This window comes from Winogradskyella luteola, from assembly GCF_019203985.1.
GTDB classification, from domain to species: domain Bacteria; phylum Bacteroidota; class Bacteroidia; order Flavobacteriales; family Flavobacteriaceae; genus Winogradskyella; species Winogradskyella luteola.
In genome coordinates, this window is the sequence record NZ_JAGSPD010000001.1 from 105356 (window position 1) to 125095 (window position 19740).

The window sequence follows — 19740 nt, forward strand, 5'->3', positions numbered from 1 at the left end:
AGAAATACATATGGCAAAAAGAACAACTAAAAAGAAAAGTACAATCAAGGCAAAACCTAAAGCTAAACTAAAAAGGCCTTCGTTTAAATTATCGAATCAGCAAAAACTTATTTTTGGTAGTTTGCTGATTATTCTTGGTGTCTTACTGTTTATTTCGTTCTTATCTTTCATATTTACAGGAAAAGAGGACCAAAGTATACTAAGTACATTTCCAGAGCGATCCACCGAATATAAAAACTGGGCCAGTCAACTAGGCGCTAAGGTTAGTGAATTTTTTATTACTAAAGGATTCGGAATTCCTTCTTTTATATTTTCTGGTCTTATTTTTCTTTCCGGTATTTATGTGACCTTAAATTTAAAAAAGGCCAAGCTTAGAAAACATTGGATCTGGGGAACATTAATTATTATTTGGCTTTCCATCTTTTTTGGTTTCTTTTCACACAAATATGACATTCTTGGTGGTACTATTGGTTTTGAGATGAACCATTTCTTTCAAGATTATATAGGCAAAATTGGTACTGCTTTATTATTACTGTTTGGTCTTATCTCCTACTTAGCTATTCGCTTTAAAGTTACGGGAGATACATTTGCCAATTTATTCAAAAGTGCCAAACACGATCTTAAAACGGATTTACAATCTAAAGACAGCTCTAACAATACAGATGCCATTGTAGATAATAGCCATTCTGAAGAAGCTGAAGCCATAAAATCTGCCTTTGAAGTTCCTTTGGATAAAACCGAACCCACCATCAGCAATCATTCTAAACCGCAACCAAAAGCTGAACATCTAAAAATGGAGGTTGCTGAAAAATCCGAAGAGGAAACAATTGAAGAACCAGAGTTAAAAATTGAAGTTGAAGAAGCTAAGGAAGAAAAATCTGAAACTGATAATCTTGCTGATAAATTGGTTGAGGACTTTGGACAGTTCGATCCTACCTTAGAGTTGAGTAATTATCAATTTCCTCCTTTGGACTTATTGAAAAAATATGATAACGAAGGAATCTCAATAGACCAGGAAGAACTTGAAGAAAACAAAAACCGAATTGTAGAAACGCTTCTTAATTATAAAATAGGTATCAATAGCATTAAAGCTACCATAGGGCCAACGGTAACACTTTACGAGATTGTACCAGAAGCAGGCATTAGAATCTCAAAAATTAAAAATCTTGAAGATGACATTGCATTATCCCTTGCTGCTCTCGGTATAAGAATCATTGCGCCAATTCCAGGAAAAGGTACGATTGGTATAGAAGTACCCAATAAAAATTCGACCATTGTATCGATGCGTTCCGTAATAGCATCACAGAAGTTTCAACAATCCAAAATGCAATTACCAATTGCTTTTGGTAAAACCATTAGCAACGAAACCTTTGTGGTTGATTTGGCGAAAATGCCACACATGCTTATGGCAGGTGCAACCGGACAAGGTAAATCTGTAGGTCTAAATGCTGTACTGACTTCATTACTCTATAAAAAGCATCCTGCTGAAGTTAAATTTGTATTGGTCGATCCAAAAAAGGTTGAACTTACACTCTTTAATAAAATTGAACGTCATTATTTGGCTAAACTTCCAGATAGTGAAGATGCTATTATCACAGACAACACTAAGGTTATCAACACCTTAAATTCTCTCTGTATAGAAATGGATAACCGTTACGAAATGCTTAAAAACGCATTTTGCAGAAACATTGCCGAATACAACAAAAAATTTAAAGCCCGAAAATTAAATCCAAATGATGGCCATCAATTTTTACCATACATTGTTTTGGTTGTCGATGAGTTTGCCGATTTAATAATGACAGCAGGTAAGGAAGTAGAAACACCTATTGCTAGATTAGCTCAATTAGCGCGTGCCATTGGCATTCACTTAATTATTGCGACACAACGACCTTCCGTTAACGTCATTACAGGTATTATAAAAGCCAATTTCCCTGCCCGTATTGCGTTTAGAGTGACCAGTAAAATCGATTCTCGTACCATTTTAGATGGTTCTGGTGCAGATCAATTGATTGGTCGTGGTGATATGCTCTACACTCAAGGTAATGATTTAATTAGAATTCAATGTGCATTTGTTGATACACCTGAGGTTGAAAAAATAACCGAATTTATTGGCTCTCAAAAAGCCTATCCAGATGCACACTTATTACCAGAATATGTTGGTGAAGAAGGTGGCACAAATCTTGATATAGATATTTCCGATAGAGATAAGTTGTTTAGAGAAGCTGCAGAAATTATTGTTACCGCGCAACAAGGTTCTGCATCTTTGTTACAACGAAAACTAAAGCTAGGTTACAACAGAGCTGGTAGAATTATAGATCAGTTAGAAGCTGCAGGAATTGTCGGTAATTTTGAGGGCAGTAAAGCAAGACAGGTTTTAGTACCAGATTTGGCAGCTTTAGACCAATTGTTAGAAAATGAAATATAATAAATAAGTTTATACCAAAATAGAGATGAAAAAATTAATTGCAATAGCATTTTTAACACTCGGATTTACAGGTTTTGCACAAAACGATACCAAAGCAGAAGCCTTATTAAATGAAGTGAGCACTAAAATAAAAGCTTATAAAAATATTAGCTTAGATTTTAAATACGAACTAAATAACGTTAGTGAAAATATAAACCAAGAAACACGAGGAGATGTCGTTATTGAGGGCGAAAAATACAAACTCAATATTCTAGGTGTCACGCGTATTTATGATGGCAAAACACTTTATACCATTAGTCCAGAAGATGAAGAAGTAACAATTTCTTCAGACAATACCGAAGATGAAGGTACTATTACGCCAAGTAAAATGTTATCATTTTATGAAGATGGTTATATCTACAAAATGGATATTATACAGAATGTAAAAGGAAGAAAGATTCAATATGTAAAGTTGAGTCCTATCGATACCAATTCTGAAATAAAGCATGTACTGTTAGGCATTGATGCCACAACTAAGCACATATATAATCTTATTGAAGTTGGTAAAAATGGTACAAAAACCACATTAACCGTTAATTCTTTTAAAACAGATGAGCCTATCTCAAAAACCTTATTTACATTTGACGAAAGTAAATACAGCGATTACTTTATCAATAGAATCGATTAAGGTTTTTTAAATCCAAATACGTGAAAATATTAGATAGGTACATACTTATCACATTCTTAAGGACGTTTTTTAGCGTCTTTATTATATTCATGTTCATCTTTGCCCTACAAGGTATATGGCTTTATATAGCTGAACTTGCTGGTAAAGATTTAGATATTATTGTTACTGTAAAATTCATTATGTACTACATGCCAAAACTTATTCCTTTGGTAGTACCATTGACGGTTCTTTTATCCTCAATCATGGTGTTTGGTAACTTTGCAGAAAACTATGAGTTTGCTGCCATGAAATCTACAGGTATTTCACTTCAGCGTGCTATGCGAAGCCTTAGCGTTTTTATAGTAATACTTGGCGTAAGCTGTTTCTTTTTTGCAAATAATGTTATTCCTTGGGGAGAATTTAATTTCCACAATTTAAGACGAAATATTGCAAAAGTAAAGCCTGCCCTTGCCATTGCAGAAGGTCAGTTTAATGAAATTGGTGACATTAACATTAAAGTAGATAAAAAAACTGGAGATAGAGGTCAGTTTTTAGATGGTGTTATTATACACGATAAAAATACCGCCAGAGCAGGAAATTATAAAGTCATCGTTTCTGAAAAAGGGGAACTAAAAAGCAGTCCTGATTCTAATGTCCTTCAATTAGAGCTCATTAATGGAAATTATTACGAGGAAGTGATTGATAAAGATGCGCGTAAAAATGTTAATAAACCACATGTAAAAAGCTATTTTGATAGTTATACCATAAATGTAGATCTCGAAATTTTAAATTCTGAAGATTTAGACGAGAAAAACTACAAGGGCAAGCATACAATGTTGAATATTGATCAGCTCAATTACACCTTAGACAGTTTAAAAAAACGCCGAAAGGAGGATTATAAAAACCTATCAACCACACTACTTAACCGTACAACTTATGCTGCTTTAGATCTCAATATAAAGCCTCAACAAAAAGACACCTTGTATACAGGCGAAGTCTTAGATCTCTTTAACACCAAGAGAAAGCTTCAGACTGTTAAACTGGCAATGAATTCTGCGAATAGTACAAAGCAAATCTTAGATTCCAACAGGAAGAATTTTCAAAATAAGCAGGTACATATCAACAAACACGTTATTGCATTACACAAAAAATTTGTACTTGCGTTTGCTTGTGTTATTCTATTTTTTGTCGGTGCTCCACTTGGTGCTCTAATTAGAAAAGGTGGAGTTGGCTTACCAATGGTAATTGCTATTGTTCTATTCCTCACTTATCATTTCTTTGGGATTTTTGCTGAAAATAGTGCTGAAAAAGGAAGCTTTAGTCCAATCATTGGCTCGTGGCTGTCAACTGCAGTGATGCTACCACTTAGTATTTATTTAACGACTAGAGCTACAAATGACAAAGGAGTATTTCAGTTTGATGCTATTTCGGTACCATTAAAACGTTTATTTACACCTAAGAACAAGATTCAGCTTTCTGAAAGCGATACCAAATCTTATAACTATTACAAAAAATATTCTGTACAAGAGTTGGTTAAGATCATTAAAGAACAAGGAGAATTTGACTTAAACAAAAAACCGAAAGAAATTGCACTCCACAATCTTTTAAATAGAAACATTCCACTTGAATCATTAAAAACGGAAGGTTTAAATATTCCGGACAAACTCATTAAAGCCAAAAGATTATTTAAAGATTATAAAGATTATTCCAAAACAAGTCTAGTTAGCTATAGCATTGGTGGAATCCTACTGATTCTTCACTTTGTCTTTAAAAACAACAAATTGCCCGAAATTGCAGAAGCATCACTTAGTTTGAGTATTATAGCTTTTATCTTCTTTGTAATATATACTGTCGTTGATGCAGTAGTCTATTCAAAATTCTATAAAACCATAGAACAAAAAAATAGGGCTACCAATCCGTTAATCTTAATTTTAACGCTTCCTTTCTATCCTTTAAAATTCATTATTCTCAGAAATAGGATTGGGCAGGACTTCTACCGAAGTTGCCTTCAAAATATAAATTAAGCGTATCTTTGCTTTATAAAATCAGTGTAGATGTCCATTAAAACCGTGAATAAAAACATAAGTTTAAACACTATAGAAGAAGCCATTGAAGACATTCGCAAAGGCAAAGTCATTATTGTTGTAGATGATGAAAATCGTGAAAACGAAGGTGATTTTTTAGCTGCTGCCGAAAAAGTAACACCAGAGATGATCAATTTTATGGCAAAACATGGTCGAGGGTTAATTTGTGCTCCGCTTACCGAACACCGCTGTGAAGCTCTAGAACTGAACATGATGGTTAGAAACAATACAGATCCTATGGAGACGGCCTTTACGGTTTCTGTAGATTTAAGGGGCAATGGGGTAAGTACTGGTATTTCTGCAAGTGATAGAGCAAAAACGGTGAAAGCTTTAGTTGGTAACGACACCAAACCTTTTGAACTGGCTAGACCAGGTCATATCTTTCCATTAGTGGCAAAAGAAGGTGGAGTTCTTAGGCGTACAGGACATACAGAAGCGGCTATAGATTTTGCACGGTTAGCAGGGTTTGAGCCTGCTGGAGTTATCGTAGAGATTATGAACGAAGATGGTTCGATGGCACGTTTACCTCAACTTATGGAGGTAGCAAAAAAGTTTGACTTAAAAATTGTTTCTATTGAAGATTTAGTGGCCTATCGCATGGAGTACGATTCACTGATTGAAAAGAAAGAAGATTTTGATATTGAAACAAGGTTTGGCAAGTTTAGACTTAGAGCATATCTACAAACCACCAATAATCAGGTACATATTGCACTAACTAAAGGTAACTGGAAATCTAACGAACCTGTGCTTACTCGTGTTAATTCTAGCTTAGTAAATAATGATATTCTTGGAACGCTGACTAACAACGCCGACCAAAAATTAGACTATATGTTTAATGCTATAAACACAGAAGAAAGAGGTGCTATTATTTTTATTAATCAACAAGCAGAATCCATGAATTTGTTATCGAGACTTTCTGCTCTTAAAGATCTTCAAGTTGAAGGTCAATTGATAAAAGCTCCAAGAATCCTTATGGATTCTAAAGATTTTGGTATTGGAGCCCAAATTCTGCACGACCTTAAAATAAGTAAACTTAAATTAATGTCCAATGCTTTGCAAACCAAACGTGTTGGTATGATTGGTTATGGCTTAGAGATTGTTGAGTATGTTAATTATTAAATCTGTACTAATCTATTAATATATTCTTGGTTGCAGATTTACCTTTAGAAAACATTTTAAGAATGTAGACACCAGAATTTAGACCTTCTACGTTTAATTTTGTGGTATTATTATCTTTTGATAGTATTAACTGACCCATTGCACTATACAATTCTACACGTTCAAAACTTTCTTCAGAAACTATGTTAATAACGCTTGAAGCAGGATTTGGATAAACGCTAAACTTATTTTCAAACACGTCGCCAACACTTAAGCCTGTATTCTGATATATCCTTACATAGTCAATTACCATAGAACTCTGAGTGAAATTTGGATCAATTACCCCAGAAACCCCACCCATAGCAATATTTAAAAGCAAGTATTGATCTTCATCAAAAGGCCAAGTATCTGCATTTTTTACTGAAGGATTATAGGTGTAATACCCTACTCCATCTATCATAAACGTAATTTGGTTGGGTGACCAGTTCATGGAATAAACATGAAACTCATTAGCAACATCATTTAAAACATAAGATTGTGTATTCACTGTATTGCCAAAACTAGAAGGGGTATGTAGAGCACTGCTTACATGATTTGTCGCTCCCAATCCATGCTCCATGATATCAATCTCACCACAAGCAGGCCAAGACGTAGTACCAAAACCCTGAGTTTGCCAATATGCGCCAGCTTCATTTACGTTTTTCCCTAAAGTCCATATAGCTGGCCAAGTTCCGTCACCAGCTGGCAATTTTGCCCTAACATCTACTCTGCCGTAAGTAAATGCAAATTTAGAATTAAGTCGTGCTGAGGTATATTGTTTTGTTTCACCTTGGTCTGTAAACAATTCTTTTATAGCTACTATATTTAAAAGCCCACTATCCACAAACGTGTTTTCTATGCGATTGGTATAGTGTTGTTCTTCTCCATTAAACCAGTTTCCGCCAGCAGGCAATTGTGTTTGATGAAACCACTTATTAAAATCTACAGCTCCATTTCCATCAAATTCATCCGCCCATACCAAATCATTATAAACAATATCCAGTTCATTAAGGTCTATAGGCACAGAACCATCACTAATATCATCAATTAAGTAAGTACCATTAGTATCCGCACCACCATCAATAAAAATGGTTAATCTTGAGTAAGTTTCTGTTGCATTTATAGAAGTTGTTGTTCCGCTTAGCGTAGCATTAGAAAAGTCAAAGACGATACCATTCGTCCACCCTAAACCAGAATTACTTTGTACAACCTCAACATCTGGATTAATTCCGTTTTCTAATTTTACGGTTATAGTATGTGAATTAGGATCGAACTGATAAAAGGATAGGGTAATAATTTGCGTTTCATCTAAATCTATAGGGGAAAATAAATTAATATAAAATCCTTGCCATATATCAGAGCCATCGTTGAAAAACTGACCTACATCATCACTACCATCCTCTGGATTGGTATTAAATGAAAAACCACTATTACCAAAGGTTGCGAAGTTATCTGAGCTTTCCGAGAAATCAATTGGCATTTGTTGTGCATACAATAAAGAAAATGATAATAGAGAAAGTACAACGGTGTAGTTTAAATTCATAATTTTAATTTGTTCTAAAATTATGAATATTAAAATCGGAAACAGAAAAACGCACCTATACACGAGCAGTACAAGCGAAAATTAGCTAGTGAAAACTATAGAACTTCTCTAATGATTTTTACCATCTTCTCTGCTCTATTTTTCACTTCTTCCTCAGTCCAAGACAGTTTTATTAAGCATGAAATATTTCTACCGATCCAATAATCGGATTGAGAAAAATCTCTTTTTGAAAGCTTTGATAATTCTGATGTCATCGCTTCGGATAATGGATATAGAGATTTAGCATCTTTTAAATGCTCCCACTTACGAATGTAGTGCCAGTTGTTCTCATAATAATTCCAGCAGACATCCACACCGTTTTCTTTAAATGCAGCTGAAACTTTTAGAGCTGTTTCTAAATCTGGCAAAAAGAAATTTAAGAATGCATAGCTTTCTTCACCACCATCTGGTACAGTTCTAAATGTAACTTCGGGTATTTGTACTAATGCTTCTCTTAGGATTGTATAATTTTTCTTTTGAATGTTTATAAACTCAGGCAATCGTTTAACCTGAGCTAAACCAACAGCAGCATTTAATTCTGAAATTCTAAAGTTATAACCTAAAAACGGATGGGTTTCGGCACCTCTATCATTGCCTAAATGGTCATGCCCATGATCGCTGTAGTGGTCTGCATTTATATAATATGTTTTATTATTAGTGACTACCGCTCCACCTTCCCCACAAGTAATGGTTTTTACAAAATCGAACGAAAAACAGCCAATATCCGCTATACTTCCTAAAGGTTGTCCTTTGTACGTTCCGCCGATAGCTTGGCAAGCATCTTCAACAAAAATTAAATTATTTATATCGCAAACAGAACGAAGTGCATCCATATTAGCCATACTACCACACATTTGTACAACCATAACTGCTTTAGTTTTGGAAGTAATAGCAGCTTCAACAGCTTTTGGATCTAAGGTTAAGGTATCATCAATATCAACTAAAATAGGTATGGCACCTAGCATCATTATAGCTTCAAAACTCGCTACAAAAGTAAATGTTGGCATAATGACCTCATCGCCCGCACCTACACCTGCTGATGCTAAAGCTACAGAAACTGCAGCAGTTCCACTAGAAACCAATTGCACATATTTAGAATCAAGGGTCTTTGTTAATTCTGTTTCTAGTTCTTTAGCCTTCCAATGGCCTTTTCGCATGCCATCAAAACCATAACGCATTAGTACTCCATTATCCAAAACGTCATTAACCTCTTTGCGCTCTAATTCACCAAATAATTCAAATCCTGGCATAAAATATATTGAAATTAAATATTAAAAATAAGCTAACAAATATAATGCTTAGCTTAGGTATAGTTATAAAAATCTACAATTCAATTATAGTTTCCGACAATGACTTTCTCACCTTTTTAAAATCGGCAAACATATCATCAGTAGCCCTAAATCCCACGGGAAGCAACAATACTGAGCTTAAGCCATGCTGACCTAATTCTAAGACCCTGTCCATTTCCTTAGGTATAAACCCTTCCATTGGGCAGCAGTCTATACCTTCTACCGCACAAACCGTCATTAAATTACCCAAAGCAATATACGCCTGTTTTGTTGCCCAAACTGTTTTTTTATCTTCAGGCATATTTTCAATAGTAGATTTCATTTGAGATTTAAACGGCTCTAAAATACTATCAGGTGTATTTCTCAGTGTTTTTACCTTATCAAAATGCTGGTCAACATCTTTTTCATCAATTCTATTCTGAATACAGAGTATTAATAGATGAGATGCATCTGCAACCTGTCGTTGTCCATAAGAAACGGGAATTAACTTTTCCCTAACTGCTTTGTCTTCTACTACAACCAACTTTAGTGTTTGTAAGCCATAGGATAATGCCGTAAGATTAAACGCTTCTTTTAAAATCAACAATTGCTCATCTGACAATACTCTCGAAGTATCAAATTTTTTGGTGGCATAGCGCCATTTTAAATGATCTATTATAGTCATTGTTTATTTTTTACAAAAATAAGGAATAAGCATTTTAATTTTAGTACAAATTATTTTAATGCTTCACATACAAAGAATTGTATAATAGCGAGGCAATCACAAATGTCGCTAAAGACATATATTAGAATTTAAAAATGAAAATGTTTACTGTGTTTCTAGATGAGATCTATTAGACTTTAACAACGCTCTTTTTTGATCTGTACGCTGGAAAAAAATCAATATTACTTATTTCTGAATCTTCACCAAGCACATTATTTGTTATTGTTCGGTATGGCTCTTCATTGACAATGTACTTCCAAGTCTTAAACTCTTTGAAGTCTTTTGAAAAACCGCTTTTAAACTTAAAAAGAGAATCTTCCCTACTTCCTAAACCTCCACCTAGATTGAAGTATTTGTAACCCTCATTAGTAGATTTAATACGCATTTCATCAATAATCAGTTTAATGGGGTTGAGCTCAAAATGATCTTCGCTCAATCCTGATAAGTGGTACTGAACAATATTATCTTTTTTCATAAACATAGAAGCTCCTATGATTTCTTGTGTTTCATTATAAATACACAGGGACAATTCAGACTTATATTCATTACTTAATAAAATCTTACGGTAATAGTCATCACTGAAAAAATAATTATCATCTGCATCAACGCGTTTCATATTTTTATGATATAGGCGAATAAAATCATTGAGATGCTCGTCTAAATTTCCTTCTATTACGGTACAAGATCTTCGCGATTTATTCAAATATGTTTTTAATCGTCTATTAAACTTTGCCCTTTGGTTTTCAATGGTGTCGGTTAAATCAATATTAACAACCTTTCCTAAAGTATTAACTTTACCTAATCCATTTAGGATCATCTCTTGATGCTCAATGTAAGGATGTAATCTAGAAAATACAGAAACTATATTATGCTTATAAAAAAAGGCATTAAGCTCTTTTTGAAAGTTGTCTACATCAATATCCCCATTAGTCTGCTGTACCAATGGCCCTGCATATCCATATACAGAAGTTGCATCCTTATAGTTTGTGTTGTCAATATTTCTAATGAGCAACGGAATCAATATAGATGTTTGACCATCACTATACTTTAAAAGTACAGGCTGCTCCTCTTCATTTTTGGAGAGACAATGATAGTCGTAACTATAATAAAAATCTGAATTGGCCACTAAAGCAATTTGCTTCCTCCAAGCTTCCTTATCTTTTATTGCTTCAATCATTTTATAGCTAATTATATTATTTTGAAATTGAAAAAGATTTTTCCTAAGTTTAAATATTCAGAATAAAATAAAACTATATTCTAAACATTGCTCCCTTGGGCTTAATACCTAGGTAAGCCATACCAGCTTGATTCATCCAATGGGGCTGTACAATGCCATGTTGCAAAACAGCATGAACATCTCTGTGTGCTCTTTCAATTTTATTTTCAGTATATAATGAAACCGTACCCGCTGCTGCATAAATTTCTGTGACCATAGATCTCGCAGTCGTTGCTGCCTGTATGGATGCAGACCATACATCGGCGAGTTGTTTGTCTGTATATGTATTTCCATTTACGGACTCATCCCATAAAACAGAAACTGAATTGTGTAATTGACATCTCATAGAACTCAGTAATGTTTTGCTTTTTGCAACAACACTTTGAATTCTATCTCTATCTCTTAAATCCGGGTTTTTACCTGGTGTGATTTTTTCAAAGCATATTCTTATAAGATCATCCATTGCTGCTTTAAATATCCCCAGAGCAATAGCAGCATTGCCCGCAGCATTTAAACAACCTATTGGTAGACGACTGTAGGGATTATCAATCGCTACTGGACTATCAAAATCTACGGCATAAGCTTCTTTAACAAAATGATTATCTACTTTCACATCATGGCTACCCGTACCTCTTAATCCACCAACATGCCATGTATCAATAATTTCGATGGCTTCTCTAGGAATAAAAAACAACTTTAAATTTGCTCCTGGCCCTAAAGTAGATGGCAAACCTTTACCTGTTACCAAACAACGTAGAACAAACCAATCTGATATTTGGCATCCAGACACTAAAGTCCATCTTCCAGAAACGTTATAACCTCCCGGAACTATTTCTGCAACACCTTCTGGACGTGCAGAGTTAGCATATACATGTGACGGATCGTTGTAAATCTCTCTCATGCTATCCTCATCAAGATAGCGTCCAAAAGTACAAGCCAAATGGTTATTCCAAACACTCCAACCAACTGCAGCTTCACTACTACTTAATACCTCATATGATTTTAATAGTTCTACTGGATTATCTTCCCAACCCCCAAGAAATCTTGGTAATCCCAATCTAAACAGTCCCGTTTCCTTAATGTGGTCTACTAGTTTTGGCGCTAATCGTCTTAAATCTTCTGTTTCGTCGCGATGCGATACTGCAGTTTCATAAACCTCTTTAGCGGCATCAGAAGGTAAAATTGTCATAATGTCTGTAGCTGATTCGTGCATAATTATATTTTTAGATGGATGATTAAGGTGTATCATCAAAATTTTACATAATTTAATTATATAGCTGAATTTTAATTCTTAGGGAAAATTACTTTACATAGGTGTCAATAAAATTCAGGGCTTTATACGTCGAAGGTATTATTTAAAAGTAGAACACTTGATAATTAATTGTTTAAATGCTAAAAAAATTGATGAAATAAAAAAACCAAGTGCATAACACTTGGTTTCTTTGCGGAGAAAGAGGGATTCGAACCCCCGGAGGTGTGACCCTCGCTGGTTTTCAAGACCAGTGCATTCGACCACTCTGCCATTTCTCCTAATGAGGGTGCAAATATAAAATCCTTTTTGAAGTAGGCAAAGGTTTTTTTCTAGTTTTTTGATAAATTCAATTTAGAGATTTAAAACTCAAAATTAGCATCATTTAAATTAGCATTGTATTTTTCGGCACAATATATGCTAACTTAACTTTGTTATCGTAAATCAATCTTTATGAAATACTATATTTTTTTAGTAATGGTACTTTTGAGTCTTAACGGTATCACCCAAAATAAGACCATAGCATTTGGCGAAAAATTAGTTTATACTGCTTCTTACAATATGTCTGGTTTATTGACAGATATTGCTCAGGTAAAAATGGAAACCAGTGAAGTTAAAACATCAAAAAGTACACTGATGCGTTTAAAGTGTACGGCCACTACTTATAAGAAATGGGATAATTTCTTTAAAATTAGGGATTTGTACGAGAGCTATGTTAACCCAAAAACGCTGACTCCCTATTTGTACAAGAGAGATATTAGCGAAGGCGGTTACTATAAGTTTATGCAATATAAATACAATCACAAATCGCAATTGGTAAAAAGCTTAAAGCGTAAAAAAAATAGTGAAGGTGAAACTTGGGATGAAAACAAAACCGTAAAGATCAATGCTTCTACAAAAGACATTGTAAGCACATTATACTATATTAGAAACTTGGATATCCACAAAGCAACCCCTGGAGATCAACAAAATTTTACAGTTCTCTTTGATAACATAGAAAAGACAATTTCGGTAAAGTATATTGGCAAAGAAACCATATCGACCAAAATAGGTTCTAAAGAATGTTACAAATTGGCAATATCCATAAAAGGTAGCGATATTTTAAAAGGTAGTAATTCTAATCTATTATGGCTAACCGCTGATGCTAATAAAATTCCTGTATATGCCAAGTTTAAAATTCCAGTAGGTAATGGTGAATTAAAAATAGTTTCAGCTACAGGACTAAAAAATTAATCAAATGAAAAAGCTATTTATCATTTTAGGTTTTATCACAGCTATCTTGGCGGAGATCTTAGCAGTAACTCCACTTTCAAATTTAGCAATAGCACCTATAATTGTTGCTTTTTTAAGTGGGTTGGCAATACTTTTCATTTCAAAAAAGGAAAAAACCAAAACCAAAACCATACAATATATTTACCTCTTGGTTATCATTGCGTTAGGCTTAACCATTTACAAAGCAGTATTTAATACCTCCGAAATTGGTGATACCGAACAGTTAGAACAACGTGAAGAGGAAAACCTAAAAGACTCAAAAGAAATTCTTGATGATTTAGAGATTGATGAGAATTTATAAAATTTCATTCGGATTGTAAGAAAAAATATTACCTATTTATCTATTTTTGCGCAAATCAATCAGTTAGATGAAAGTTTTAGTCGCCTCTGCACTTATTTTAATTGGGTCTTGTTCTACACTTAGACATAGCGAAAAAATAGATAATCTTAAGAACAGTATTTCTTATGATGATGAAACTGTGGTTAATCAATATTTAAACACTATTGATCCCGAAGAGTTAAAGATTCATATTGAAGAAGTGTCTTCAGATAAATATAAGGGTAGAATGACTGGTGAGGAAGGTCATAACCAAGTTTGTGACTACATAAGGAATTATTACAAATCCCAGAGTATTAAGGCTCCAGAGACGCATCCGGATTACTACCAAAAAGTTCCAAAAGATGCGTTGCCAGACGAGCTTAACGAATCTCAAAACGTCATAGCATACATAGAAGGCTCTGAGTTTCCAGACGAATATGTTTACATCTCCGCACATTCCGATCACGAAGGTATTATTGACGGCGAAATTTATCCTGGTGCTGACGATAATGGATCAGGTACAGCCGCAGTATTGGAAATGGCCGAAGCATTTAAAAAAGCAGTAGAAAACGGTCACAGACCAAAGCGGAGCGTTGTTTTTTTACATGTTACAGCTGAAGAGGTTGGACTTCATGGATCTCGTTATTACACTAATAATCCTATTTTTTCAATTGAAAACACAGTTGCCACATTAAATATAGATATGATTGGTCGTGTGGATGAAAGAAACAAAGAAAAAAACAATGAAAATTATATCTATGTTATTGGAGCTGATCGCATAAGTACTGAGCTCGATTTTATTATACAAGAGGCTAATTCAGAATTTGTAAATCTAGATTTAGATTATAAATTCAATGACGAAAGGGATACAAACCGTTATTATTATAGGTCAGATCATTATAATTTTGCACTAAAGGGAGTTCCGGTTGTCTTTTTCTTTAATGGCGAACACGAAGATTATACCAAACCTACAGACACAGCAGATAAAATCAATTATCAGCTTTTAGCCAAGCGCACAAAACTTATCTTTGCAACGGCTTGGTATTTAGCGAATTCCCCAAATCGTTTAACCGTAGAAGTCATCTAATGTTAAAGTCTGTTAAAAGAGATTTGCCCCTTATCACTAGCCTACACGATTTTCGTAATTTTAATGCATAATTTAAAGTAAGCCATAACTTTCTTTAAACAGTAAATATTCTAATTATATTAAAATGAAAAAGTTATTAATCCTGTTTGCCTTAGGTATATTTTTAGGCTGTGGTACATCATCAAAAAACAATACATCTTCCGTACAAATAAATAGCAAAAAGTTAGCAGATCCATCTGAGTTTGCAGCTTCTATTACAACAGACGAGTTAAAAACCATGCTATATAAATATGCTTCAGATGAATTTGAAGGAAGAGAAACTGGCGAAAAAGGTCAGAAATTGGCCGTAGAATATTTAAAAGAACAATATAAAGCTATGGGAATTGAATCACCTCTCAAAGGCGATGATTATTTTCAAGAAGTACCATTAGAAAAGCAAAGTGTCTCTGAAGCAAAAATCTCAGTAAACGGAAAAAACTTTGATAGTTTTAAAGACCATATCGTATTAAGAACACCTAGCAATATTACTATTTCTATAGATGAAATTGTTTATGTTGGCTACGGTATTGATGCGGACAACTATTCCGATTATAAAAACATAGATGTTAAAGGAAAAATAGTATTGGCAAAAGCTGGTGAACCAAAAGATGATACTGGTAATTATATTACCTCAGGCAGCGCAGAAGACACAAAATGGTCTGGTGGTCGTCAGTCATTATCCAGTAAAAGAGATGCAGCAAAAGATAACGGTGCAAAAGGGTTAATATATATGGACAGTGTCCTGTTTTTGAGATATGCACCTTATTACCAAAGACAAGCAGCTGCTGGTGCTTTTGGTCGTTTATCTTTAAAAAATAATGATGAAGACATTATGATGCTTTTAGTAAACGAGAGCTTAGCAAAGGCATTACACGCTTCAATAAACGAAGACCATACCTCAAAAACGATTTCAACAAAAATGGATTTAAATATTGAAAATAAGTCTGAAACTATTTCATCTGAAAATGTTGTCGCTTACATTAAAGGTTCAGAGAAACCAGATGAAATCGTGGTCATTTCTGCACATTTAGACCACGAAGGAATTAAAGATGAAGACATATATAACGGTGCTGATGATGACGGTTCGGGCACGGTAGCTATTTTAGAAATTGCCGAAGCCTTTAAAATGGCGGAAAAAGCTGGTTCAGGCCCAAAACGCTCTATTTTATTTTTGCATGTTACAGGTGAAGAAAAAGGCCTTTTAGGCTCTAGACACTACACCGATAACGACCCAATTTTTCCATTAGAAAATACAGTTGCCAACCTCAACATTGACATGATTGGCCGTACGGATCCAAAGCGAAAAGAAGGAGATAGAAATTATATATATCTTATAGGAAGTGATAAGTTAAGTACAGAATTACACAATATTTCCGAAGAAGTGAACGCCAAGTATTGCAATGTAGAATTAGATTACACCTATAATGATGATAACGACCCAAATCGTTTTTATTACAGATCTGACCATTATAACTTTGCAAAGAATAATATTCCTGTAATCTTCTATTTTAATGGCACACACGATGATTACCATAAACCAACTGATACAGCTGACAAGATCGAATATGATTTGTTAGAGAACAGAACACGCTTGGTATTCCATACTGCTTGGGAAGTAGCTAATAGAGATGATAGAATTATAGTTGATAAGGTTACTGAATAAGCGCAAAAAACACAAAAGATCAAAAGCCTTTCAATCCGTTTTTTGAAAGGCTTTTTATTTAAAATTAGTTTAAAAAAGGTTTTGCAGAAAATTGGAAATAATTTACATTTGCAGTCCTAATTAAAATGGTGGTTGTAGCTCAGCTGGTTAGAGCGTCGGTTTGTGGTACCGAAAGTCGCCGGTTCGAACCCGGTCTTCCACCCAAAATTAGTAAGCCTTTCAGAAATGAAAGGCTTTTTTGTTTTTCTACTTTAAATCAAACAAAGAATCTACAGCAGGATAACGTTCAACAGTAAAGCCCTCACCATGCTCAACTCCAACTAATCTTCCTAAATTACGAGCTCTGTATGCTATACTATCTGTAAAGTTCTTACTCGAAATAGGTGTCTCGGGTTCATCACTATTAGGATCAAAAAACTGGGTTTTATAAGCTAAAACAGATGCCATTTTCTTATCCATAAATCCAGAAACATCAACGACAATTTCTGGCTCTAAATCTTTCCACTGTATATAGTGATAGACAGCCCTTGGCCTCCAGGCTTTCTGGATTGTAGTTTCATCTTGATGTACAGTTTCTATTTTCCGCAATCCACTCAAAAAACAAGCATCACTAACCAATTGGCTACCTTTACCGTGGTCTATATGTCTGTCTTCTATTGCATTACAAATCACAATTTCTGGTTTATAATAACGAATCATCTTAATCAATTCTATTTGATGCGCTTTGTCGTTTTTAAAAAACCCATCTGCGAATCGCATATTCACTCTAGAGTGCACTCCTAAAATTTTGGCGGCATTAAATGCTTCTTCATCACGTGTCTCTGCTGTACCACGCGTTCCTAATTCACCACGTGTTAAATCTATAATACCAACTTTTTTGCCATTGGCAACTTCCTTTGCAATGGTTGCCCCGCATCCTAATTCTACATCATCTGGGTGTGCTCCAATAGCCAAAATGTCTAATTTCATAAAACTATTACTTTTCTGTGATGCCAAAAATATTAAAAAGAAGGCAGTTTATAGATTTCTTTTTATTTCGCAAACGGTTTCGTTTAAATTATTTTCTTATTTCATAGAAAACAAATCATAATAATTGAATAATTCGCAATTCCTATAAAGCATGACATTCGTCATAATAATTGCCTTGTATTGACAGTAACTTTACACTATAATTATAAAGCATATTATGAGCTTAATGCTGGCCATCTTAATCATTACCATAGTCCTTTTTATTTGGGGCAAGTTTACACCAGATATTATTGCTCTCTTATCTATGCTGAGTCTTTACATATTTGGTATACTGGATTTACCAGAAACATTAAGCGGCTTTAGTAACCCGACAGTTATTATGATTGCCGCTTTGTTTATTATAGGAGAAGGATTATCCCAAACAGGTTGGACAGCTTTAGCCGGACAGAAGTTTATTAAAATGGCAGGTAAAAGTACCACAAAGCTATTACTTATTACTACATTAGGTTCAGGGTTATTATCTGGTGTTGTTAGCAATACCGGTACTGTTGCCACGTTAATGCCTGTGACCATATCTTCTGCTTGGAGCATAGGAACTTTACCATCTAAACTTTTAATGCCAGTAGCTTTTGGGTCTAACACAGGAGGGTTATTAACGTTAACTGGCACGCCACCAAACATTATTGTAAACAATACCATGTTAGAGAGTGGCTTAGAAGGATTTTCATTTTTTGAATTTGCATTGATAGGCCTACCGCTTTTACTAATGGCACTACTCTATTTTAGATGTATCGGATACCGATTATTACCAAAAAACAAAACCAACAATAAACCGGTTGATATAAGTACTACATTCCATAAATGGATCGAAGCTTATAAAGTTGATGGTGATTATTATAGGCTTAGAGTACGTTCAGTCTCACCATTATTGAACACCAAAATTAGAGATTGGAATTTTGAAACCAATCATAATGTATCAATTCTAAGAATTAAAAGAAGACATCCCAATCGTTTAAAGGGAAACGAACCATACATAGAGTTTCCAACCAATTCCACAGAGTTCCTTTATCACGACATAATTACAGTTAAGGGAGATACAAAAGCTATCAATGCCTTAATGATTAAATTTAGGTTAGGTCTTTTACCATTAGAACCTATTGCAGACGAATTGAGAAATAATCTTGTTAATCAAGAGGTAGGCATGGCAGAAGTCTTAGTGACCCCAAAATCGGTATTAGTAGGAAGAAAAATTAGACTTGGAAACTTCTTTAAACGTTTTGGTGTGCAATTAATGGCAGCATCTCGTAATAACAAACCTTTTACGGAAAGAGAAATAAAAGTAAAAGCAGGTGATGCTTTCCTTATTAGAGGTATTTGGAAAGACATAGAACAGCTTAAGGAACATCACGAAAATTTAGTGATTTGCGGAAGCCCGGAAGGTATGGCAAAAACTGTAACCAACCTTACTTATAAATCTTACATTGCTCTTATAGCTTTAGTATTAATGATTGCTTTATTGGTTTTTAAAATTGTTCCGGGTGCTATTGCCGCATTAATAGCTGCTGGTGTTATTTTAATAACTGGCTGTGTACCAATAACTAAAGCTTACAAAGGAATTAGCTGGATCAGTGTAGTAATGATTGCAGCAATGATACCTATGGGAATAGCGCTTCAAAAAACAGGGACTGCAGAACTCATAGCAAATGGCCTTGTAAATTCATTAGGAAGCTTGCATCCTATTGTACTCCTAGGAGGTGTTTTTCTTTTGACTACAACATTTAGTCAGGTGATTAACAATTCAGCCACAGCAGTTCTAATGGCACCAATAGTAATTATTGCTGCAAATACATTAAGCCTATCTGCAGCACCTTTTATGATTGCCGTAGCCATAAGTGCTTCAACGGCTTTTTTAACACCTGTTGGCACAACCACAAATGCTATGGTGATGACAGCTGGTGGTTACAAATTTATTGATTATGTCAGAGTTGGTGCACCATTGCTTCTGCTCTTCTTAATAACAACATTGTTAGTAGTGCCATTGATTTGGCCATTTTAAATTT

The 19740-nt window shown here is 34.5% G+C and carries 15 protein-coding genes and 2 tRNA genes; 10 read left to right on the plus strand and 7 right to left on the minus strand.

The window, feature by feature from the left end:
• Window positions 1-10: 10 nt before the first annotated feature.
• The 4 genes from KCG49_RS00500 to ribB are packed head-to-tail and all read left to right on the plus strand — an operon-like array spanning window position 11 to window position 6274.
• Complete coding sequence (locus tag KCG49_RS00500; RefSeq protein WP_218544222.1) at window positions 11-2425, plus strand: FtsK/SpoIIIE family DNA translocase; 2415 nt, start codon at window positions 11-13, stop codon at window positions 2423-2425.
• 25 nt (window positions 2426-2450) lie between these two features.
• Entirely contained in the window at window positions 2451-3092 is a 642-nt protein-coding gene (lolA1, locus tag KCG49_RS00505; protein ID WP_218544223.1) for an outer membrane lipoprotein periplasmic chaperone LolA1, read from the plus strand.
• Window positions 3093-3112: 20 nt separating this feature from the next.
• Entirely contained in the window at window positions 3113-5095 is a 1983-nt protein-coding gene (locus KCG49_RS00510) for an LptF/LptG family permease (protein WP_218544224.1), read from the plus strand.
• Window positions 5096-5125: 30 nt separating this feature from the next.
• Window positions 5126-6274, plus strand: a complete 1149-nt coding sequence (gene ribB / locus KCG49_RS00515; protein WP_218544225.1) for a 3,4-dihydroxy-2-butanone-4-phosphate synthase — start codon at window positions 5126-5128, stop codon at window positions 6272-6274.
• Between the two features lie 7 nt (window positions 6275-6281).
• On the opposite strand, the gene KCG49_RS00520 is transcribed toward ribB, so the two are convergent.
• The 6 genes from KCG49_RS00520 to KCG49_RS00545 all read right to left on the minus strand — a co-directional run bounded on the left by KCG49_RS00520 (window position 6282) and on the right by KCG49_RS00545 (window position 12612).
• On the minus strand, window positions 6282-7835 hold the full coding sequence (locus KCG49_RS00520; RefSeq protein ID WP_256259806.1) for a glycoside hydrolase family 16 protein: 1554 nt from the start codon (window positions 7833-7835) through the stop codon (window positions 6282-6284).
• A 95-nt stretch (window positions 7836-7930) separates the two neighbouring features.
• Window positions 7931-9124, minus strand: a complete 1194-nt coding sequence (locus KCG49_RS00525; protein WP_218544226.1) for a DegT/DnrJ/EryC1/StrS family aminotransferase — start codon at window positions 9122-9124, stop codon at window positions 7931-7933.
• Window positions 9125-9197: 73 nt separating this feature from the next.
• Entirely contained in the window at window positions 9198-9827 is a 630-nt protein-coding gene (locus tag KCG49_RS00530; RefSeq protein ID WP_218544227.1) for an NAD(P)H-dependent oxidoreductase, read from the minus strand.
• 169 nt (window positions 9828-9996) lie between these two features.
• Entirely contained in the window at window positions 9997-11043 is a 1047-nt protein-coding gene (locus KCG49_RS00535) for a GNAT family N-acetyltransferase (protein WP_218544228.1), read from the minus strand.
• 73 nt (window positions 11044-11116) lie between these two features.
• Window positions 11117-12295, minus strand: a complete 1179-nt coding sequence (locus KCG49_RS00540) for an acyl-CoA dehydrogenase family protein (protein ID WP_218544229.1) — start codon at window positions 12293-12295, stop codon at window positions 11117-11119.
• A 232-nt stretch (window positions 12296-12527) separates the two neighbouring features.
• Window positions 12528-12612, minus strand: a tRNA-Ser gene (locus KCG49_RS00545).
• Between the two features lie 172 nt (window positions 12613-12784).
• Between KCG49_RS00545 and KCG49_RS00550 the strand changes: the two genes are divergently transcribed.
• The 5 genes from KCG49_RS00550 (at window position 12785) to KCG49_RS00570 (ending at window position 16914) form a co-directional block, all read left to right on the plus strand.
• Window positions 12785-13564, plus strand: a complete 780-nt coding sequence (locus tag KCG49_RS00550) for a DUF3108 domain-containing protein (RefSeq protein WP_218544230.1) — start codon at window positions 12785-12787, stop codon at window positions 13562-13564.
• Between the two features lie 4 nt (window positions 13565-13568).
• On the plus strand, window positions 13569-13904 hold the full coding sequence (locus KCG49_RS00555; RefSeq protein ID WP_218544231.1) for an FUSC family protein: 336 nt from the start codon (window positions 13569-13571) through the stop codon (window positions 13902-13904).
• Window positions 13905-13971: 67 nt separating this feature from the next.
• Entirely contained in the window at window positions 13972-15009 is a 1038-nt protein-coding gene (locus tag KCG49_RS00560) for a M28 family metallopeptidase (protein ID WP_218544232.1), read from the plus strand.
• 124 nt (window positions 15010-15133) lie between these two features.
• Window positions 15134-16711, plus strand: coding sequence for a M28 family metallopeptidase (locus tag KCG49_RS00565; RefSeq protein WP_218544233.1), 1578 nt, complete (start codon window positions 15134-15136; stop codon window positions 16709-16711).
• 127 nt (window positions 16712-16838) lie between these two features.
• Window positions 16839-16914, plus strand: a tRNA-His gene (locus tag KCG49_RS00570).
• A 43-nt stretch (window positions 16915-16957) separates the two neighbouring features.
• Here KCG49_RS00570 and bshB1 read toward each other — a convergent pair.
• A complete protein-coding gene (bshB1, locus tag KCG49_RS00575; RefSeq protein WP_218544234.1) occupies window positions 16958-17680 on the minus strand; it encodes a bacillithiol biosynthesis deacetylase BshB1 in 723 nt (240 codons plus the stop codon).
• 217 nt (window positions 17681-17897) lie between these two features.
• Here bshB1 and KCG49_RS00580 point away from each other — a divergent pair, with 217 nt between their 5' ends.
• Window positions 17898-19736, plus strand: coding sequence for an SLC13 family permease (locus tag KCG49_RS00580; protein ID WP_218544235.1), 1839 nt, complete (start codon window positions 17898-17900; stop codon window positions 19734-19736).
• The last annotated feature ends 4 nt before the right edge of the window (window positions 19737-19740 follow it).